The following is a 20,052-nucleotide window of genomic DNA, read 5'->3' on the forward strand; positions in this document are numbered from 1 at the left end:
GTGCCCTCGCAGGGTCGCGGGCAAGCCCGCTCCTACAGGTGCGGCTGTTACTTCAGCGCCTTGGCCACGTAATTCGGCAGCGCGAACGCGCCGCGATGAATCTGCGCGTTGTAATACAGCGCGTCGAGCTGCTCCAGCGCCGCGGCATCGAGCCGCTCCTGCAGCGGCGCGGCGGTTTTCAGCGCGATCGAGCCCGACCACCAGCCGCTCGGATACAGCGGCTGCGGGAACGTGAACAGATGGGTCTGGGCAAAGCCCGCGACCTTCATCGTCTGGTGCATTTCCCTGATCAGCTCCAGATGCAGCAAGGGCGACTCGCTCTGCTGCACCAGCATGCCGTTGGGCTTGAGCGCCTTGATGCAGTCCAGATAGAACTTCTTGCCGAACAGACCTTCCGCCGGGCCGACCGGATCGGTCGAGTCGATGATGATCAGGTCGATGCTCTCGGGAGCGGCGTCCTTCATCCACTGGATGCCGTCGCCGAAAAACAGCGTCGCGCGCGGATCGTTATTGGCCGTGCACAGCTCGGGGAAATACTGCTCCGACAGACGCGTGACGCGCTCGTCGATCTCCACCTGCGTCGCCTTGCGCACTTCCGGGTGTTTCAAAACCTCACGCAAAGTCCCACAATCGCCGCCGCCGACGACCACCACGTTTTGCGGGTCGGGGTGCGAGTTCAGCGCCACGTGCGACATCATCTCGTGATAGAGGAAATTGTCGCGCGTCGAGACCATGGTGCAGCCGTCGATCGCCATCAGATAACCGAAGGTTTCGGTTTTGTAGATTTCGATCTTCTGGTACGGCGTCTGCTCCTCGACCAGCTTTTCGCCGGCCAATTTGAGCGAAAATGCGGTGCCGGTCGCTTCAACGGGCTCGGTGAACCAGCTCTTATCCAGTGCCATGTCGCGCTCTCTACCAAAGTCTGCAATGAGGGCGCGAGTATAAAGGCCCACAACGCCGCATGAGTGACAGAACGATGTCGAAGACCGCCTGGACCGCCGCCCGCGCCCGCGAGCGCTACAACCTGCCGCAGTGGGGCGAGGGTTATTTCGACGTCGGCGACAGCGGCGAGAGCCTCGGCCACGTGCTGGTGCGGCCGTTCCGCGACGAGCAGGGCCCGGCGATCGACCTGTACGACATCGCGCGCCGCCTGCCGCTGGAGGGCCTGGAGCTGCCGGTGCTGGTGCGCTTCAACAATATTTTGGAAGACCGCGTCGACGCGCTGACCGGCGCCTTCGCCCACGAAATCACCGACCTCGGCTACCAGGGCAAGTACACCGCAGTTTACCCGATCAAGGTCAACCAGCAGGCCGACGTGGTCAAGACCATCGTCCGCCACGGCGGCACGCGCGTCGGCCTGGAAGCCGGCAGCAAGCCGGAACTCGCGGCGGTGCTGGGCCTGGCCCCTAGCGGCAGCCTGATCGTCTGCAACGGCTACAAGGATCGCGGCTACATCCGCCGCGCGCTGATCGGCCAGAAGCTCGGCCACACGGTTTATATCGTCGTCGAAAAACTCTCCGAGCTGCCGATCGTGCTCGAAGAAGCGCTGGCGCTGGACGTGGCGCCGGTGATCGGTCTGCGCGTGCGCCTGGCGGCGGATTCGTCGAGCACGCAGCAGAACACCGGCGGCGAGAAAGCCAAGTTCGGCCTGACCACGCCGCAGGTGCTGGAAGCGGTGGAAATGCTGCGCGCGGCCGGACGCATCGCCTCGATCCAGATGGTGCACTTCCATCTCGGCTCGCAGGTCGCCGCGGTGCAGGACATCGCGCGCGGCCTGCGTGAAGCGGCGCGCTTCTACGTCGAACTGCGCCGGCTCGGCGCGCCGATCGACGTCGTCGATGTCGGCGGCGGTCTCGGTGTCGACTACGAAGGCACGCGCTCGCGCAGCCATTGCTCGATGAACTACGGCCTGCGCGAATATGCGCGCAACATCCTGCGTACGCTACGTGACGTGTGTGTGGAAGCCGGCGAGCCGCAGCCGAACGTCATCTCCGAATCCGGCCGCGCTCTGACCGCGCATCACGCGGTGCTGATCACCAGCGTCATCGACCAGGAAATCGTCCCGACTTCGGCGATCGAAGCCCCGACGGCCGATGCGCCCAGCGTGCTGCGCGAGCTCCACGAGCTGATCGGCAACATCGAGCGCCACAGCGCGATCGAGGCGCTGCACGAGGCCGCGCAGTTCTTGTCCGAGGCGCATGCGCTGTATACCGAAGGCCTGCTGTCGCTGGCGCAACGTGCCTGGGCCGAGCGCGCGTACTTTGCGGTCGCGCGTCTGGCGCAGCCGCGACTCGACAGCGGCATTCGCGCCGAACGCGACGCGATCGAAGGCCTGAGCGAAAAACTGTCGGCGAAATACTTCTGCAATTTCTCGGTGTTCCAGTCGGTGCCCGACGCCTGGGCGATCGAGCAGGTGTTTCCGATCCTGCCGATTCACCGGCTCGACGAGCAGCCGAACATCCGCGCTCGCCTGTGCGATCTGACCTGCGACTCCGACGGCCGCCTCGATCGCTACGTCGACCGCGAAGGCGTGATGCCGACGCTGGCGGTGCATGAGCTCAAAGAAGGCGAGCCCTACCTGATCGCCCTGTTCATGGTCGGCGCCTATCAGGAAATTCTCGGCGACATTCACAACCTGTTCGGCGACACCAACGCCGTCAACGTGGTGCTCGACGCCAGGTCACCGAACGGCTGGCACCTCGAAGGCGCCGAGCACGGCGACCGCACCGACGAACTGCTGCGCTACGTGCACATCGCGCCCGAAGAACTGGCGCAGAGCTATCGCAAGAAACTCGCGGTGCTGAACCTGCCGCAGGCGGAACGCACGGCGCTGCTGGCGGAGCTGGAGGCGGGGTTGTCGGGGTATACCTACCTCAGCTAGGTCTGCTCTGCCTCAGTCGCGGACGGGGTCCGCTCCTACAAAGTCGCTACGCAACTGTAGGAGCGGACCCTGTCCGCGACTGAAATCTCAAGCGCGGCGCAGTTCCCCAATCAACAACGCCCGCGCCACCCGATTCTCGATCCCGTCCGGTGCCAACAAGCCCACACGCTGCAGATCCTCACCAACCGCAGCATCGACTTTCACCACCGGCTTCGCCGCGATCAGCAAGAGCTTCCACTTCGGCGTCTTCGCCACGCGCGCCGCGACCGCCTTCAACCCCTTGGCGATGCGCAGCTCCTGCTCGGTGAACTCGTGCCCGAACGGAAATGCCGGGAACACCGCCGCGCGCGGATCGAACACGCGCACCAGCCGCTCCGGAGTGTTGCCTCGATACCGATCGGGGATCGCGTAGCCCGCCTCGATCTTGCCGGCCTTCTGCGCCTGGGCCAGCAGCTGCGCCTGGAAGCGTGAATCGGCGACATTGATCATCGCTTTCGCGACGTCGGCGTCGGTCTTGGCGCGCAGGTCGGCGATGCCGTATTCGGTGATGACGATGTCGCGCAGATGGCGCGGGATCGTGCAGTGGCCATAGTTGAAGACGATGTTGCTGCTGGCCACGCCGCCGGCGTCGCGCACCGCACGCACCAGCAGGATCGAGCGGCCGGTCGGCAACTGGTGCGCCTGGGCGACGAAGTTGTACTGGCCGCCGACGCCGGAGACGACACGACCGTCGGCGAGGCCGTCGGAGATCACCGCGCCGGAAAGCGTCGCCATCATGCCGGTGTTGATGAAGCGCGCATGCAGCCGCTGTGCCATGTAGAGCCGCGGGTCCAGATCGAGCTGGTTGACGCGCTCGACGCCGGTCATGCAGATGCGGTCGCGCTGTTCCTGCGTGAGTTCGTTGAGCGCGCGATAGAAGCTGCGCGGGCCGAGAAAGAAGCCGCCGTGCATGACCACGCTGTTGCGCAAGGCCTTGCCCAGACACCGCGCCGCCATCTGCGCGCGTGCCTCCGGATCGGCGAGATTGGCGTTGATGCGCGTGCCATCCGGCGCGACCAGCCTGCCGTCTTCATAGCGCGTACCGTCGGCAAAAAAGCCGTGGTTCTGCAGACGGCGATAATCCTGCGTGCGCAGCAGGCGCACGCCGCGCGCGACCAGCTCGTCGAGCAGCTCCGGCTTCAGCGCGGACGGATCGCAGCGGCCTTCGTCGACCAGCTCCTGCAGCGCCCAGAAGTCGTAGACCTCGCGCGTCAGCACGCCGGCCTTGATCAGCTCCCAGAAACCGTCGACGAACATTTCGCTGGCGCCGTACAGGCCGCGCTGGAAGGCATCGACGCCGCCGAAGCGCCTGATCAGCTCGGCGTGTTCCTCGACGATGCCGATCGCTTCCAGCGCGCTGCGATACGCGGCGTTGTCGCGATGGCGCAGGATCAGCGACGACACGATCGCGTCGCCGAGACTGCCGATGCCGATCTGCAGGGTGCCGCCGTCGCGCACCAGCGCGGACGCCTGCAGGCCGATCGCATGGTCGGCGCTGACCACCGGCGTCTTCGGCGTCGAAAACAGCGGCCGGGTGTATTGCGCGTCGTCGAGCACGAAATCGAAAGTCGACGGCGGCACTTCGGCATCGCGCGCCATGTACGGCAGGCTCTGGTTGACCATGCCGACGACGGCGACCTTGCGCTCGCCGCGCGCCTGCGCCGCGCGCAGCATGCGCACCAGCTCCGGCCCGGTGTCGGGGTTGCAGCTCAGGCTGTAGCGCAGTCCCTCCGGCGTGTCGCGTTTGGCGATCATCTGCGCGGCGATGTTGCAGCCCTGCTCGTAGACGTCACGCGCGGCAAACGTGTAATTGGTGCTGATGTAGTCGCGCTGCGCCTGCGCGTTGTTCAAGCGGCTGCCCGGCGCGATGAAGAACTCGACGATGCGCACGTTCGGCGGCAGCCGGCCGGCGCTTTGATCGAGCGCGTACTGCAGTTGCGGCACGCCGTCGAACACGCGATCCAGAAACGGGTTCAGCAGCGCCGCCTCCAGGCCTTTCGGATGCGGCCGCTCCAGCGACAGCGCGGTCAGAATCGTCAGCCGCATCGACGGATCGCGCCGTGCGCGATCGTACAGCGCGTTGATCAGCTCGACCGGCTTGCCCAGGCCCAGCGGCACGCCGAGGCGCACGTCGAAGCCGATGCGCTGCAGGATGGCGTCGACGCAGGCGTCGATGCCGGCGAAGATTTCGGGTTGTGCTTTTTCGGCGTCGGCCGAGGCATTGGCATCGATCATGGGACACACACTATCGCTAAGATGAGGGCAAGCCTACCGCCGTCGCCGAGCCGTGCCCGATGATCGACCGTGCCTATGCCACCACGATGGCAGCCTACAACCAGTGGATGAACGCCAAACTGTACGAAGCGGCGGCGCGGCTCGGCGACGAACAGCGCAAGCAGGATCGCGGCGCGTTCTTCAAGTCGCTGCACGGCACGCTCGACCATATCGTCAGTGCCGACATGATCTGGCTATATCGTTTCACCGGCCGCAGCATCGAGCATTTCCAGATGGGCGAGCGCTATAGCGATTTCGCCGAGTTGCGCGCGCAGCGTGAACGGCTGGACGCGGAGATTTCAGCCTGGGCCGCGAGCCTGGATCCAGCCTGGTTGCAGTCGGATTTCGCTTACTTCAGCAAGTCCTACAACGCGCATTACAGCAAGCCGGCTTGGCTGCTGGTGGTGCACCTGTTCAATCATCAGACGCATCATCGCGGCCAGGCCAGCGATCTGCTGATGCAGCTCGGCGTCGACCCCGGCGCGACCGATCTGCCGGCGATGCCCGGCAGTTGAATGCCGGCAACCGCGGCTTATTCAGCTGGCTTGATCGTGACGATGTAATCCTCAACTTCCCCGAAGATCAGCTTGCCGGTGGATTTCACTTTGCCTGCGCCGGCAGGGCTGACGCGGAACCGTGCGTAAGTCTGGCCCGGCGTAGCAGTCGATGGAACTGCTACTTTCAGGCTGTTGCTGCCGGCGTTGACGACGCACTGATCGCAGATCTGCTCGCCCGAGTCGTTCCAGTCGCCGTCGGCGTTGAAATCGATCCAGGCGTCGAGTTGCGCTGTGCCAGCAGGCGCGGTCACGGTCGCCGTGAAGTTAGCCTTCTGGCCGAGCTTAAGCTTGCCGAAGCTGACGCCGTCCTCGTCGTCGCTGCCCGTGATGTCGTCACCGGTGGCGCCGCTATTGGGCTGGCCGTCGTTGTCTGCGTCGATGCCATTGCCTAGATACGGGCCATCGGTGTTGATGAAGTGCCGCGCGCCGTTGTCTGCCACCAGGCTCGGATACGGCGCCGGCGCATCGCCGTAGTCTGTGCCGATACGGAATACGGACACGGCACCGCTGTCGACGCCGGCCGGCCCGTCCGCGAGCTCCGCGCCGACGCCCAACGTGGTCCCCGCGAGCGCGACGGAACCGCCGAACGCATCGTCGACACGGCCATTGGCGTCGATCAGCTTGCTCTGCTGGGTCCAGGCGCCGGCCCGGCGGAGAAACAAGTAAGCCGCACCGGCTGAATACTCCGCGTCACCCGCAGCGCCGATCAGCAGGCTGTCGCCGGACAGCGCTACCGAAGAGCCGAAGTTGTCGTTACTCTGACCATCGGCAGCCTTCAGCTTCGCCTGTTGCGTCCAGGCCGTACCGGAGCGCCCGAAGATGTAGGTGGCATTGACCTGCGAGGCGCCAATTGCCACCGTGTCACCCGAGATCGCCACCGCGCCTCCGAACCGCGAATAACTCTTAGGGTCGGCTGCGATCAGCTTGGCCTGTTGTGCCCAACTGTTGCCCGAGCGCACAAAAACGTAGGCCGTACCCTGACTGTAGAGGGTTTGCTGGTCGGTGCTGGAGCCGACGACGGCGCTGTCTCCGTCGATGGCGACCGCCGAGCCGAAGGAATCATTGGTGCCCTGGTCCGTGCCGTTGAGCTGCGCCTGCTCGCTCCAGACCGTTCCAGAACGCTGGTAGACGAAAACGGAACCACCGTACTCGTTGGCGGAAATCAGAGCGGTGTCGCCGTTCAGCGCGATCGCCCTGCCCAGCTCCTCCTCGGATACGTTGTTGTAGATCCTGGCCTGCTGGGTCCAGCTGCTGCCCGACCGGACATACACGTAGACCGCGCCCGTTTCGTAGTCTTCATACGGCGAAGACACCAAGGCCGTGTCGCCGTACAACGCCACCGCCTGTCCGAAGTGCAAGTAGCTACCCGCAGGCCCCGTAAATCTGGCCTGCTGCAGCCAACCGCCGGCCGAGCGCACGAACACGTAAGCGGAGCCCTGGAAAAAGCCGGTCAGGTCGTCGTTGCTGCAACCCACCAGCAGCGTGTCGCCATAAATCGAGATAGCGTTGCCACACGAGTCGCGCGTGCCTCCCTCGGTTCCGGGCTGGAGCACGGTCTGCTGCGTCCACGCCGAACCGGCACGCTGGTAGACAGTGCCCGCTCCGGTCTGCCCATTGGCCTGGCTGGATCCGAGCAGCGCGGTATCAGCTGACAGCGCCACGGCGGTGACACCGCCGGCTGCGGTCAGGTGCGCCTGCTGCGCCCAGACCGTACCATTGCGGATAAACATATAGGCTGATCCGGATCCGTTATCCTTCGGCGCGCCGATCAGCGCCGTATCGCCGGACAGCGCCACTACCGAGCCGAACTGGTCGCCCTTGAGACGGTCGTCAGCCTTGAGCTTGTCTTCCTCTACCCAAGCCGAGTCCAGCAGCCGGAACACATAGGCCGAACCGGCGGTCTTGCCATCGCCGTTGGCGCCCAGCACTGCGGTGTCGCCGGACATCGCGATCGCAGAACCGAAATAGTCTTTCTGGCCGCCGTCAGACGCAAGCAGCTGCGCCTGCTGGGTCCAGCTCGTGCCGGAGCGCGTGTACACATAGACCGTGCCCTGATCGACGATGCTGCCGATGTCCTCGCTCCGGGCTCCGATCATCAGCGTATCGCCGGTGATCGCAACCGACAGAGCGAATCCATTGAGAATGGACTGGTTTGCTGAAGGCAGTACGGCCTGCTCTGCCCAGCTTGATCCTGAGCGCACGAACACAAAGGCATTATTGGTCGCGCTACCGATGACGGCGGTATCGCCGGACAGTGCAACACTGTTACCAAACTGGTGATTCAAGCCAGCGGGGCCGGGAGGATCGTCATGCGATAGACGAGCCTGCTGTGTCCAGCTGCTGCCGGAACGGACAAATACGAAGGCCGAGCCTTTGATAGCCAAGCCCTGGTGGTCCAGGTATGCACCGATCAGCGCAGTGTCACCTGATAGCGCGACCGACCAGCCGAACATGTCGCCGGCAGTAGCCGCGTCTGTGTCCATCAGGCGCTGCTGCAAAGTCCAGTTGGAACCGCTGCCGGTGAATACGTAGGCAGCGCCGTAACCCAACGCATACGGAGCACCGACCAGTATCGTTCCGGATTCGATAGCGACGGACTGTCCAAAAAACTGGTAGTCGAGGTCGGCACCGTCGCCCGGGTCGACAATTTTCTGCTCTTCGTTGACCAGCAGCGGATCGACGACAACCGGATAACGCGCCACGGTATCGTCGACGGCAATTTCGATGCGGTCTCGTTCCGAGATCGACAGTGTCGATTGCAGCCTGCGCCCACTGGCGTCGGTGACCAGCAGCTTGTCGTAGCGCAGCCGGTGGCCGGCGTCGTCGGAGAACAGCAAGCTGCCATCGGCGTTCGCGCTGACCCGCATGCCGGACACGGCAAGCGCGATACGCAAGGGGCCAGCCGAATGCGACAAGGGCCGCCGATCCAGCGTGTACCCGTGCTCCAGACCCGCAGCGGCATTGACGAACCATTCGGTCCAGCCATCGCGCCGGTACTCGACCCGCGCCCCTGTTGCGATCGGCAGCACCAACTCGGCATCGACGCTGGCGGCACCGCGGCGCATCGCCAGCGTCTGCAATTTCAGCGGGCCTGCAGCGGCGTCGCCTGTCGCGTTGCGCCGCGACTCGAAGGTGGCGCCGTCGCGGCCGAAGCCGAGCATCAGGCTCTGCTGCGGGTTATATGCGCTAGCTTTGCCCGGGTCGGACGGGACTGGCGCCGCGTCGTACTGCGCCTGTGCGATCTGCTGCTGGATGCCGGCCCAGGCTTCGGCGTCTACGCCCTGTGGTGTTTCGCCGACGGCAACGCGTTGGCTCGATCCGGCACCGGCAGCCTGCGATACGGGAGCCCACAGCAAACCGGCAGCGATACCGCAGCGCGCCAGATAAGCGGCCATTTTCGACATTGAATCCCCCAGGGCTACGCTTAGCGTATCGGCGGCGAGCGATCGTCACCGAAGCGGCGCCGAGTCCACGCCAGACTCGGAATGTCTTGAATCTAACGGTCCATTGTTACAAATCGCAACTCAGTACCGACTCTGTCTCAATGGCCGCGGCTCAAGCTTGGTGCGCGGTACCGCGCGGCGTTTCGTCGGCGGGGCAGTGCTGGCCAGTGATCAAATTCGGCCCAGTGCCGGCCGCCACGGTGGGCGCTGTATCGCGCGCGCGTGTTTACGTTTTTCTCGCTACCTGCATGCCGGCAAAGGTCTGCGACACCGGCATCAGCGAGATCGTGTTGATGTTCATGTGCGGCGGGCAGGAGGCGATCCAGTGCACTGTCTCGGCGACGTCCTCGGCCGTCAGCGGCGAAGCGTTTTCGTAGAGCTTGGCGGCGCGCGCGTCGTCGCCGGCAAAGCGCACGTTGGAGAACTCGGTGCCGCCGCACAGGCCGGGCTCGACGTTGCTGACGCGCAGCGGCGTGCCGGCCAGATCGGCGCGCAGGTTCAGCGAAAACTGGCGCACGAAGGCCTTGGTCGCACCATAGACGTTGCCGCCCGGATACGGCCATTCGCCGGCCACCGAGCCGATGTTGATGATGTGGCCGCGGCCGCGCGCGACCATGCCGGGCAGCACCGCATGCGTCATCGTCATCAGGCCCTTGACGTTGGTGTCGACCATCGTCTCCCACTCGTCCAGCGAGGCGCGCTGCGCCGGCTCCAGGCCGAGCGCGAGGCCGGCGTTGTTGACCAGCAGGTCGATCTCGCTCCAGTGCGGCGGCAGCGAGGCGATGGTCTGGCTGACCGCGGCGCGATCGCGCACGTCGAGCTCGACGGTGCAGGCGCTGGCGCCCAGCTCCTCGCCTAGCGTTTCGAGCCGATCCCGCCGCCGAGCGGCGAGAATCACGCTGGAACCGGAGGCGACGAAGCGCCGCGCGATGGCGGCGCCGAAACCGGAGCTGGCGCCGGTGACGAGTACGATCATGAGGTTTTCTCCCTGGCCCTGGCGATCGCGGCGCGCACCTGCTCGGGTGCGGTGCCGCCATAGGTCTTACGCGCCGACACCGATGCTTCCAGCGTGATGTGTTCGTAGACGTCGGCTTCGATCGCCGACGAAAAGCCGCGCAGCTCGTCCAGCGACAGCTCGGCCAGGTCGCGCTCGGCTTTGGCGGCGAAGCCGACGACGGCGCCGACCACATGGTGGGCGTCGCGGAACGCCAGGCCTTTGCGCACCAGATAGTCCGCCAGGTCGGTCGCGGTGGAAAAGCCGCGCGCGGCGGCGGCGCGGCAGGCTTCGCGTTTGACGACGATGTGCGGCGCCATTTCCGCGTACACGCGCAGGCACATCGTCACCGTGTCGATCGCGTCGAACAGCGGCTCCTTGTCCTCCTGGTTGTCGCGGTTGTAGGCCAGCGGCTGGCCTTTCATCAGCACCAGCAACGCGTTCAGGTCACCGATCACGCGGCCGGTCTTGCCGCGCACCAGCTCGGGTACGTCGGGGTTTTTCTTCTGCGGCATGATCGAGCTGCCGGTGCAGAAACGATCCGGCAGCGAGACGAAGCCGAACATCGGCGTCGACCAGATGATCAGCTCCTCGCTCCAGCGCGACAGGTGCACCAGGATCATCGCCGCGGCGGCGCAGAACTCGATCGCGAAATCGCGATCGGACACCGCGTCGAGCGAGTTCTCGCTTACCGCATCGAAGCCCAGCTGCTGCGCCACGTAGTGCCGATCCAGCGGATACACGGTACCGGCCAGCGCCGCCGAGCCCAGCGGCAGCACGTTGAGGCGCGCGCGCGCGTCCACCAGCCGCGAGCGGTCGCGCAGGATCTGCTCGCGCCAGGCCAGCAGGTGATGGCCGAAGGTCACCGGTTGCGCGATCTGCAGGTGGGTGAAGCCGGGCATGATGCTGTCGGCCTCGGCTTCGGCCAGATCGAGCAGGCCGTTGGCCAGCTGGTCGATCAGCGGCAGCAGCACGTCGATCGCGTCGCGCACATACAGGCGGATATCGGTGGCGACCTGGTCGTTGCGCGAACGGCCGGTGTGCAGGCGCTTGCCGGCGTCGCCGACGATCTCGGTCAGCCGCGCCTCGATGTTCATGTGCACGTCTTCGAGCTCGGCCTTCCAGACAAAGTCGCCGCGCTCGATCTCGGCGAGCACCTGCTGCAGGCCGCCGCCGATCGCGTCCGCGTCGGCCTGGGTCAGCACGCCAACCTTGGCCAGCATGCGCGCGTGCGCCGTGCTCTGCGCGATGTCCTGGGCATACAGCCGCCGATCGAAGCTCACCGATTCGCTGAAAGCCGCGACCAGCTCGGTGGTGGATTCGGAGAAGCGGCCGCTCCACATCTGGTTTTTGCCGGCGGGCTGGGTCATGCGCGGATCTTCCAGGTCGATCAACGGGACAACTAAACGGGCGCAAAGTATAGCGGCCGACCAGCGGCGCCCCTCGCCCGGGCCGATGGGGCCGCCATCGGGGACGCGCGGCGAAAGCATCGGCTTACAATGGCCGCGCGGCGTAGAACGACGACGCCCACCGCCCACCACTGCCGGAACCATGCTCCAAGTCCAGTCCAATCCGGCGACCCGTATCCGCCTGATTCCCAATTTCTGCACCGTGCCGGTGGCACTGTCGCTGGCCCTGGCGATGGAACTGGTGGCGCTGTGCTTCACGCTCGGCGGCAGCGTGCGCAGCGGCGGTTTCGTGCAGCGCCTGGTGCTGCTCAGCGTGTACCTGCAGTGGATCGGCCTGTGCGGCGCCGCGATCCTGTGCTGGCTGCGGCGCTTCCTGACGATCGCGCGGCCCGGCGTGGTGTTCTTCGTCTGCTGGGGTTCGCTGGTGCTGGCGGTGTGCCTGCTGTCCAACCTCGCCTGGAGCATCGGCACGCATCCGCGCTGGGCGGTGCTCGACCCGAACGAGCCGCGGCTGTGGTTCGTGATCCGGCATAGCGCGATCGCGGCGATCGTCTCGGTGCTGCTGCTGCGCTACTTCTGGACCCGCCATCAGTGGCGCGAACAGGTACGCGCCGAATCCGAGAGCCGCTACCAGGCGCTGAACGCACGCATCCGCCCGCATTTTCTATTCAATGCGCTGAACAGCCTGGCCGCGCTGATCGGCGTGCGCCCGGTCGAGGCCGAGGGCCTGGTCGAGGATCTCGCCGACGTGTTTCGCGCCAGCCTGGAGAAGCCGGGGCAGATGGCGCCGCTGGTCGACGAAATCAGCATCTGCAATGCCTATCTGCGCATCGAGAAGGCGCGCCTCGACGATCGCCTGAACGTCGACTGGGACATCCCCGAAGAGCTGCTCAGCCACCCGGTGCCGTCGCTGATCATCCAGCCGCTGGTCGAGAACGCGGTGCATCACGGCGTCTCCAAGCGCCGCGATGGCGGCACCATCCAGGTCAGCGCGCGGCGCAACAAGACCGAGGTTGTGCTCGAAGTCAGCAACCCGATCCCACCGCAGGACGAGCCCAGGACCGGCGCCGCGCACAGCGGCAACCAGGTCGCGGTCGACAACATTGCGAGCCGCCTCGGCCTCATTTACGGTGAGCGGGGACGGGTGGAGTTGGGCATCGAGGGGGGGCTGTACAAGGCAAGATTGTTCCTGCCAGCGTAATCTCCTCCACAGCGGGTTCGCCGTGGCAGAACAGGGAGGAGTTGGCATGCGTGTCGTAATCGTGGACGACGAGCCGCTGGCGCGGGAGCGCCTGCGCCGTCTGTTGTCGGAATTCCCGGGTTACGAGATCGTCGGCGAGGCCGGCGACGGCGAAGCCGCGCTGGAAATCGTCGACAACGAGGAGCCCGACCTGGTGCTGCTCGACATTCGCATGGGCGGCATCGACGGCCTGCAGGTCGCCCGCCAGCTCGCCGAATACGATCCGCCGCCGGCGATCATCTTCACCACGGCCTACTCCGAGCATGCGCTGTCGGCCTTCGACGCCAACGCCGACGCCTATCTGCTGAAGCCGATTCGCGTCGAAAAGCTCAAGGAAGCCCTGCTGCGCGCGCGCCGCCCGACGCGCGCGCAAAAAAGCCCGGCCGCGGCCGGCCCCGGTACCGGCGAGCGCCCCAAGCGCGAACACATCCTGGCGACGACCCGCGAGGGTCTGGTGCGAATTCCGGTCGAGGACATCGTCTATTTCCTCGCCGACCAGAAATACACCACGGTCTGCCACCTGCACGGCGAAGTGCTGATCGAGGAGTCGCTGAAGACCCTGGAAGACGACTTCTCGCCCTGGTTTTTGCGCATCCACCGCAAGGCACTGGTGGCGACGCGTTTCATCGCCAGCCTCGAGCGCGAACGCGGCGGCGAGCAGCACCACTGGCTGAAAATGAAGCACGCCAGCAAGCCGTTGCCGGTGTCGCGGCGCCGCTTGGCGGAAGTGCGGCGGTTTTTGACCGACGGCTAGGGCGTCCCCGGATCGCCGAACCTGTAGGAGCGGATCCCATCCGCGACTGTGCTCTCGACGGCCTGAGTCGCGGACAGGGTCCGCTCCTACAAAAACTTGTGCTGGAGCGTTCCGCCCCCACCCATGACTCGGGGGCGGCAGGGCCTGCTTTCGCCACGCTTCAGCCGACTCCCCTAAACTGTCGGCCCTTGCCCGCCCCCCAGGCGGACGACACTCACACGAGGAGCTTTGCCATGTCGTACCCCTTCATCACCGCCGACACCGATCCGGCCGAAGCGGTGACGCCGAAGCGGCCCAACGCGCTGGAAGAGCGGCTGTTCCAGGCGCGCACGATCCTGATCTACGGCGGCATCAACCAGAAGCTCGCCGAGAACGTGACCAGCCGGCTGCTGGCGATGCAGGCCGAGTCGCTGGACCCGATCACCATCTTCATCAACAGCCAGGGCGGCCACGTGGAATCCGGCGACACGATCTACGACATGATCAAGTTCGTGAAGCCCGAGATCAAAATGGTCGGCACCGGCTGGTGCGCCAGTGCCGGCTCGCTGATCTACAGCGCGGCCAAGCCGGAGAACCGCTACGCGCTGACCAATACCCGCTTCCTGCTGCATCAGCCGTCCGGCGGCTCCGGCGGCACCGCGTCCGACATCGCGATCGCGGCCAAGGAAATCGTGCGCATGCGCCAGCGTCTGAACGAGATCTACGCCAGGGAAACCGGTCAGAGCGTCGAGCGCATCGCCCAGGACACCAACCGCGATCACTGGATGTCCGCACAGGAAGCCAAGGAATACGGCCTGGTCGGCAAGATCATCAGCAGCGCAGCCGAAGTCGTTTGACGGTGACCGCGGCGACTCGCGTCCGCATCGCTACGCGCGAGTCGCCGCTCGCGCTGTGGCAGGCGCATCACGTGCAGCGGCGCCTGCTGGAGCTGGAGCCGTCGCTGGACGTGCAGCTGGTACCGATGACGACGCTGGGCGACCAGCTGCTCGGCAGCCCGCTGTCGGCGGTCGGCGGCAAGGGCCTGTTCGTCAAGGAGCTGGAAACGGCGATGCTCGAACAGCGCGCCGACATCGCCGTGCACTCGATGAAGGACGTGCCGGCGCAGCAGCCTGCGGGTTTGTGCCTGAGCGCGTTTCTGGCCGGTGAAGATCCGCGCGACGCCTTCGTCTCCAACACCTATTCCAGCGTCGCCGAGCTGCCGCAGGGCGCGCATGTCGGCACCTCCAGCCTGCGCCGCTCGACGCAGCTGCGCGGGCTGCGCCCGGACCTGCAGATTTCACCGTTGCGCGGCAACGTCGGCACGCGCCTGCGCAAGCTCGACGAAGGCGGTTACGACGCGATCCTGCTCGCCGCCGCCGGCCTGCAGCGGCTCGGCCTGGGTCAGCGCATACGCGAATATCTGGACGTCGAGCGCTTCGTGCCGGCGATCGGCCAGGGCGTGATCGGCATCGAATGCCGCGAGGACGATCAGGCGACGCGCGCGCTGCTGGCGCGCCTGCACGATCCGCAGACCACGCAACGCCTGATCGCCGAACGCGCGCTCAACTCCCGCCTCGGCGGCGCCTGCCAGGTGCCGGTCGCCGGCCATGCCCGGATCCACAACGGCGAGCTGCATCTGCAGGCGCTGGTCGGTGATCCGGCGAGCGTCAGGCAGGTGCGCGATGAAATCCGCGGTCCGGTCGAGGACGCCGAAAATCTGGGCATCAGCCTGGCGGAACGCCTGCTCAATGCCGGCGCGCGCGACATCCTGCAGTCGCTGGGCGTGCTGTAGCGATGAAAAAGCCCAGCCTGCCGTTGAAGGGCCTGCGCGTGATCGTCACGCGGCCCGATCTGCAGGCCGGCAATCTGGCCTTGCTGCTGGAGGCTCAGGGCGCCGAAGCCGCGCGTCTGCCGCTGTTCGCGATCGAAGCCAGCGGCGACGACGAGGTCACGCGCGGCGTGCTGCAGGCGCATCGCGACGACGACGGCTGGATCTTCACCAGCGCCAACGCGGTGCGCTACGCCGCCGAAATCGACGAGCGCGAAGCCGACTGGCCGACGCTGTTCGCCGTGGGCGGCGCCACCGCTGCGGCGCTGGCCAATGCCGGACATCCGGGCGCGATTTCGCCGGATGCGCAGGCGTCCAGCGAAACGCTGCTGCAACTGCCGCAGCTGCGCCAGGTCGCCGATAAGAAATATCTGATCGTCACCGGCGAAGACGGCCGCGAGCTGATCGCCAGTGAACTGGCCGCGCGCGGTGCGCGCGTCGACACGCTGAGCCTGTATCGGCGCAAGCCGGTCGAGCACGACGAGGCCCGGGTCGAAGCCGAGGTCGCGATGGCCGACGTCATCGTGATCACCAGCGGCGAAACCCTGGATCGGCTCTGGCGGCTGACGCCGGATGCGCTGCGTTCGACGCTGCTCGCGCTGCAACTCGTCGTGCCGAGCCCGCGCGTGTTAGAAAAAGCGCTGGCGCTGGGTTTCACCGCGCCACTGCTGCCCGAAACGGTCAGCGATGACGCCATCGTCCGCTGCCTCAGCGACTGGCGCACACGCCAGATTCAGGATTCCAGCATGAGCAGTCCCAAGCCGCCCGAGCTCGCCGCAGTGCCCGAGACCGGCAGCGATACCGGTGCCGCGGCCGCAGGCGCGCCGACCCCGCCGCCGCCCAAAGCCAGCGCCCAGTTCGTGCACGACACGCCGCAGGCAGCCGCCAAAAGCAGCAGCGGCATCGTCGCCTGGCTGCTGGTTCTGGTACTCGCCGCGGCGCTGGGCTACGGCGGCTGGCTGGCCTGGGATCTGCGCGCCAACCAGAGCGCGCTGCTGCAGGCGCAGGATCATGCGCTGCGCCGGCTGTCGCGGCAGACCGCGGAGCTGGACAACCTCGCCTCGCAGACCGCGACGCGTCAGAGCGATCTGGCTCGCGTGCTGCAGCGCTCGGGCTCGGACCTGGCGGCGATGCAGGGCCGGCTCGACAACAGCGAGCAGCTGATGGGCCGCATGACCGAGGAGCTGCAGGGCGGGCGCACGCGCTTCGCTCTCGCCTCGGTCGAGCAGCTGATCCTGCTGGCCAACGATCGCCTGTTGCTCGAACACGATGTGCGCGCGGCCTTGCTCGCCTTGCAGATCGCCGACGAGCGCCTCGGCGCACTGAACGATCCGCGTCTGTTCAAGACCCGCGAAGCCATTGCCAGGGAACGCACCCAGCTCGCGTCGCTGCCAAGGCCGGATCTGACCTCGGCTTCGCTGACCCTGTCGAGCCTGATCGACAGGGCCGACGCTCTGCCACTGCGCGCGCGGCTCGCACCGCGCGTGCTCGGTGGCCCGCGTTCCGGCAATGCCGCCGGCGACGATGCCGGCTCGCGCTGGTACGAGCGCGTATGGAGCGCGATTCGCGATGCCGCGTCCGGCCTGTTCGTGATCCGCCGCGAGGACAATGCCGCGAGCCTGCGCCTGCTGCCGGCCGAAGACGAGGCGGTGCTGGTGCACGTGCTGATCCTGAAACTGGAATCGGCGCGGGTCGCGCTGCTGCGCGGCGAAACCGCGAGCTTTCGCGAAGCCCTGAGCTCGGCCGGAGACTGGCTGCGCCAGTTCTTCCGTGCCGATGATCCCGGCGTCGAAGCGGCGATCGGCGAAATGGAAAGACTGCAGGCGCTGGAGCTGTCGGCGCCGCCGCCCGATCTGACCGAATCGCTGGCGCTGCTGCGCCAGGTTCTGGCACCCGCGGCGCAGCCGTGATCCGCACCTGGCTGCTGCTGCTCGTCGCACTCGCGGTCGGCGCCGCGGCGGCCTGGCTGCTGCGCGCCGACGCCGGCTACGTGCTGCTGAACTACGGCCACTACGTGATCGAGACCTCGATTCTCGGCCTGTTCGGCAGCGTGATCCTCGGCATCGGCGTGGTGCTGTGGGGTTTTCGCCTGCTGTTCGCCGGCGTGCGCCTGCCGTCGCTGATCAAGCGCCTGCTCGACAACCGCCGCGAGGAACGCGCGCGCGACACCTTCGAGGAAGGCCTGCTGCGGCTGCTCGAAGGCAACTGGAAGCGCGCCGAAATCGAGCTGGTGCGGCGCGCTGCCGATCATCACGCCTCGCATCTGAATTATCTGGCCGCGGCGCGCGCGGCGCAGCGTCTCGGTGCGCCGGACCGTCGCGATCACTATCTGCAGCTCGCCGCCAGCGGCGACAACCAGCACGACTTCGCGGTGCTGCTGACCCAGGCGGAGCTGCAGCTGGAGCGCGGCGAGTTCGCGCCGGCGCGCGACACCACGCTGCGGCTGCGCGAGCAGGATCCGAAACATCCCTACGCGGTCGAGCTGCTGGCGCAGGCGTTCGAAGGCCTGGGCGACTGGGAAGCGCTGCGCGGCCTGCTGATCGAAACCGCCAGGCTCGACGCGCCGACCGCCGAGCGTCGCGAGGCGCTGATGCGGCGCTCGATGAGCGAGCTGATCGTGCAGGCTGAGGCCGGCAGCCAGCTGGCGAAAATGAAGGCGCTGTGGGACGCCAGCGGCAACGAGCTGCGCCGCGATCCGGCACTGCGCCTGCGCTACGCCCAGGCCCTGCACCGGCTCAATGCCGACAACGAAGCCGCGGCGCTGATCGGCGAAGCGCTGCGCGAAGACTGGGACGGCCAGCTGGTGACGCTCTACGGGCAGCTGCACGGCAGCGACGGCGTCACCCGGCTGGCGTCGATCGAGCAGTGGCTGAGCCAGTACGGCGAGCGCATCGAGCTGCTGATCACCGCCGGCCAGTCCTGCCTGCAGAACAAGCTCTGGGGCAAGGCGCGCAGCTACCTGGAAGCCGCGGCGCGCATGCAGCCCTCGCCGGCCGCCTACCTGGAGCTGGCGCGGCTCGCCGAACAGACCCAGAATCCGGACGAGGCCGCGCGCTACTACCGAATGGGCCTGGAACTTGCGGCCTGAAGACCTATGAAAACTTCCCGCTTTCACCGCCTTTTCCCGGTCGCCCTGTTCGGCACAGCGATCGGCGCTTCGGCCGTTGCCGCGCCGGCGCAGGCCTATGAGCTCAACGGTCTGGCAGCCGCCAGCGACTCGCAGTTCAAGCATCTGAGCGCCGACCTGCTCGCCGCCCTGGGCAGCAAGGGCCTCAGCGGCCCGGTGCAGGCCGAGACCGGGGGCTGGGGCATCGCCGGCAGCGCCAGCACCACGTACACCGACGATTCGAAGACCTGGGCCGCGGTCACCGGCGCGCATGTCGACCACATCGACGTCGCCGGCGTCGATGCCTGGTTCCAGCTGCCGCAGGGCATCCGCATCGGCGTGCTCGCAGCGGCGATCGCCAGCACCGACGACGCGCTGTGGCGCATCGACGCGAGCCTGCCGGTCGCCACGATCGACGCCTGGACCGTCAGCGGCCGCGCCAGCCTCGGCGCGGTGTGGAGCATCAAGAATGTCGATGCCTACACGCAGACGCTCGGCCTGGAAGCGAGCCGGGTCTACGGCCTGCTGCAGCCTTATGGCGGCCTCGGCATCGCCGTCGGCGAATTCGGCGCTTCCGGCGACGACGCGCCGAAGAACCAGACCTTGCTGCGGCCCGATATCTACGCCGGCCTCAGGCTGAATCTGCCGACGTTCGCGCTCAGCGGCGTGGTCGATCAGACCGGCCACAACACCAGCCTCGGCCTGCGCCTGGCGGTGGCTTTCTGATGCGCGCCGCGGCGCTGTGCTTGGCCGCGATCGCGGCATCCGCCAGCGCCTCCGCGCTGGCCAGTGACGGCGCCGCGCCGGTCGCGCCCGACGTACGGGCGCTGGTGCAGAAATTCGTCGACACCGTCGACGCGCTGCCGGCGCTGCAGGTGGTCATGGTCAAGCAGCAGCGCATCGGCGCCGAGCTGAATCCAGCCGAGACCCTGCTGCTGAAACAGCAGAAAAGCTCGGACTGCCGCTACATGAAATGGCTCGCCGAGCCGCACAAGGGCCGCGAACTGATCCTGTGCAGCGGCCGCTACGACGGCAAGATCCAGGTACACGAATCCGGCCTGCTCGGCATCGCGACGCTCTCGCTGGACCCGAACGGTTCGACCGCGAGCAAGGGCAACCTGCGGCCGATCGCGCAGGCCGGCATCTACAACATGGCGAAGATGCTGAAAACCAACATCGCCAAACGCCAGGCCTCGGCGCAGCCCGAAGCGCCGCCGCAGACCAGCGAACGCGTCGTCGACGGCCAGGCCTCGCTGTGCCTGCGCAGCGACACGATGGGCTCGGATGACAAGGCACCGTATCCGGTCGGCGCCGCCGAGCTGTGCTTCGACAAGGCCATCGCGATGCCGACCGAAGTGCAGTTCTGGCACCAGGACGGGCGGCTGATGGAGCATTACCGGTTCCGCGAATGGAATTTGAAGCCGGGGCTGACGGACGCGGACTTCGATACCAAGAACAAGGCTTACGACTTCTGATCGCCGAGCCTGTAGGAGCGGGCTTGCCCGCGACTGTGCCGTTGGAGAACCTGTCGCGGGCAAGCCCGCTCCT

Annotated in this window: 15 protein-coding genes; 10 read left to right on the forward strand and 5 right to left on the reverse strand. The window is 66.7% G+C overall.

Features of this window, described 5'->3' with window-relative positions; all coding sequences use genetic code 11:
• Positions 1-47: 47 nt before the first annotated feature.
• Positions 48-902: a polyamine aminopropyltransferase gene (gene speE, locus ACQZF9_RS20765; protein ID WP_428310869.1), complete on the reverse strand. Its 855-nt coding sequence runs from the start codon at positions 900-902 to the stop codon at positions 48-50.
• A gap of 74 nt (positions 903-976) precedes the next feature.
• On the opposite strand from speE, the gene speA reads away from it, so the two are divergent.
• Entirely contained in the window at positions 977-2,881 is a 1,905-nt protein-coding gene (gene speA, locus ACQZF9_RS20770; RefSeq protein ID WP_428310870.1) for a biosynthetic arginine decarboxylase, read from the forward strand.
• Positions 2,882-2,968: 87 nt separating this feature from the next.
• On the opposite strand, the gene ACQZF9_RS20775 is transcribed toward speA, so the two are convergent.
• Complete coding sequence (locus ACQZF9_RS20775; RefSeq protein ID WP_428310871.1) at positions 2,969-5,155, reverse strand: acetyl-CoA hydrolase/transferase C-terminal domain-containing protein; 2,187 nt, start codon at positions 5,153-5,155, stop codon at positions 2,969-2,971.
• Between the two features lie 59 nt (positions 5,156-5,214).
• Here ACQZF9_RS20775 and ACQZF9_RS20780 point away from each other — a divergent pair, with 59 nt between their 5' ends.
• Positions 5,215-5,709 carry a DinB family protein gene (locus ACQZF9_RS20780; RefSeq protein WP_428310872.1) on the forward strand — a complete coding sequence of 165 codons (495 nt, stop codon included), beginning with the start codon at positions 5,215-5,217 and terminating at the stop codon, positions 5,707-5,709.
• A gap of 17 nt (positions 5,710-5,726) precedes the next feature.
• On the opposite strand, the gene ACQZF9_RS20785 is transcribed toward ACQZF9_RS20780, so the two are convergent.
• The 3 genes from ACQZF9_RS20785 to argH all read right to left on the reverse strand — a co-directional run bounded on the left by ACQZF9_RS20785 (position 5,727) and on the right by argH (position 11,558).
• Positions 5,727-9,155 carry a GEVED domain-containing protein gene (locus tag ACQZF9_RS20785; RefSeq protein WP_428310873.1) on the reverse strand — a complete coding sequence of 1,143 codons (3,429 nt, stop codon included), beginning with the start codon at positions 9,153-9,155 and terminating at the stop codon, positions 5,727-5,729.
• Between the two features lie 265 nt (positions 9,156-9,420).
• On the reverse strand, positions 9,421-10,170 hold the full coding sequence (locus ACQZF9_RS20790) for an SDR family NAD(P)-dependent oxidoreductase (protein WP_428310874.1): 750 nt from the start codon (positions 10,168-10,170) through the stop codon (positions 9,421-9,423).
• Positions 10,167-11,558, reverse strand: a complete 1,392-nt coding sequence (argH, locus tag ACQZF9_RS20795; protein WP_428310875.1) for an argininosuccinate lyase — start codon at positions 11,556-11,558, stop codon at positions 10,167-10,169. Before argH ends, ACQZF9_RS20790 begins: the two co-directional genes overlap by 4 nt.
• Before the next feature lie 181 nt (positions 11,559-11,739).
• On the opposite strand from argH, the gene ACQZF9_RS20800 reads away from it, so the two are divergent.
• From ACQZF9_RS20800 to ACQZF9_RS20835, 8 genes are all read left to right on the forward strand, one after another.
• The gene (locus tag ACQZF9_RS20800; protein ID WP_428310876.1) at positions 11,740-12,798 is read left to right on the forward strand and encodes a sensor histidine kinase; all 1,059 of its coding nucleotides are present in this window, start codon (positions 11,740-11,742) and stop codon (positions 12,796-12,798) included.
• A 46-nt stretch (positions 12,799-12,844) separates the two neighbouring features.
• Positions 12,845-13,591: a LytR/AlgR family response regulator transcription factor gene (locus tag ACQZF9_RS20805; RefSeq protein ID WP_428310877.1), complete on the forward strand. Its 747-nt coding sequence runs from the start codon at positions 12,845-12,847 to the stop codon at positions 13,589-13,591.
• A gap of 233 nt (positions 13,592-13,824) precedes the next feature.
• Complete coding sequence (locus tag ACQZF9_RS20810) at positions 13,825-14,427, forward strand: ATP-dependent Clp protease proteolytic subunit (protein WP_428310878.1); 603 nt, start codon at positions 13,825-13,827, stop codon at positions 14,425-14,427.
• 2 nt (positions 14,428-14,429) lie between these two features.
• Complete coding sequence (gene hemC / locus ACQZF9_RS20815; protein WP_428310879.1) at positions 14,430-15,362, forward strand: hydroxymethylbilane synthase; 933 nt, start codon at positions 14,430-14,432, stop codon at positions 15,360-15,362.
• Positions 15,363-15,364: 2 nt separating this feature from the next.
• The gene (locus ACQZF9_RS20820; protein WP_428310880.1) at positions 15,365-17,308 is read left to right on the forward strand and encodes a uroporphyrinogen-III C-methyltransferase; all 1,944 of its coding nucleotides are present in this window, start codon (positions 15,365-15,367) and stop codon (positions 17,306-17,308) included.
• Positions 17,305-18,486: a heme biosynthesis HemY N-terminal domain-containing protein gene (locus ACQZF9_RS20825; RefSeq protein WP_428310881.1), complete on the forward strand. Its 1,182-nt coding sequence runs from the start codon at positions 17,305-17,307 to the stop codon at positions 18,484-18,486. The genes ACQZF9_RS20820 and ACQZF9_RS20825 overlap by 4 nt, the downstream gene beginning before the upstream one ends.
• A 6-nt stretch (positions 18,487-18,492) precedes the next feature.
• Positions 18,493-19,230 (forward strand): hypothetical protein, encoded by a 738-nt coding sequence (locus ACQZF9_RS20830; protein ID WP_428310882.1) that lies wholly within the window; start codon positions 18,493-18,495, stop codon positions 19,228-19,230.
• Positions 19,230-19,979, forward strand: a complete 750-nt coding sequence (locus ACQZF9_RS20835) for a DUF1571 domain-containing protein (RefSeq protein WP_428310883.1) — start codon at positions 19,230-19,232, stop codon at positions 19,977-19,979. Before ACQZF9_RS20830 ends, ACQZF9_RS20835 begins: the two co-directional genes overlap by 1 nt.
• The last annotated feature ends 73 nt before the right edge of the window (positions 19,980-20,052 follow it).

Origin of the sequence: Hydrocarboniphaga sp., assembly GCF_965279055.1 — a bacterium.
Classification (GTDB): Bacteria; Pseudomonadota; Gammaproteobacteria; order Nevskiales; family Nevskiaceae; genus Hydrocarboniphaga.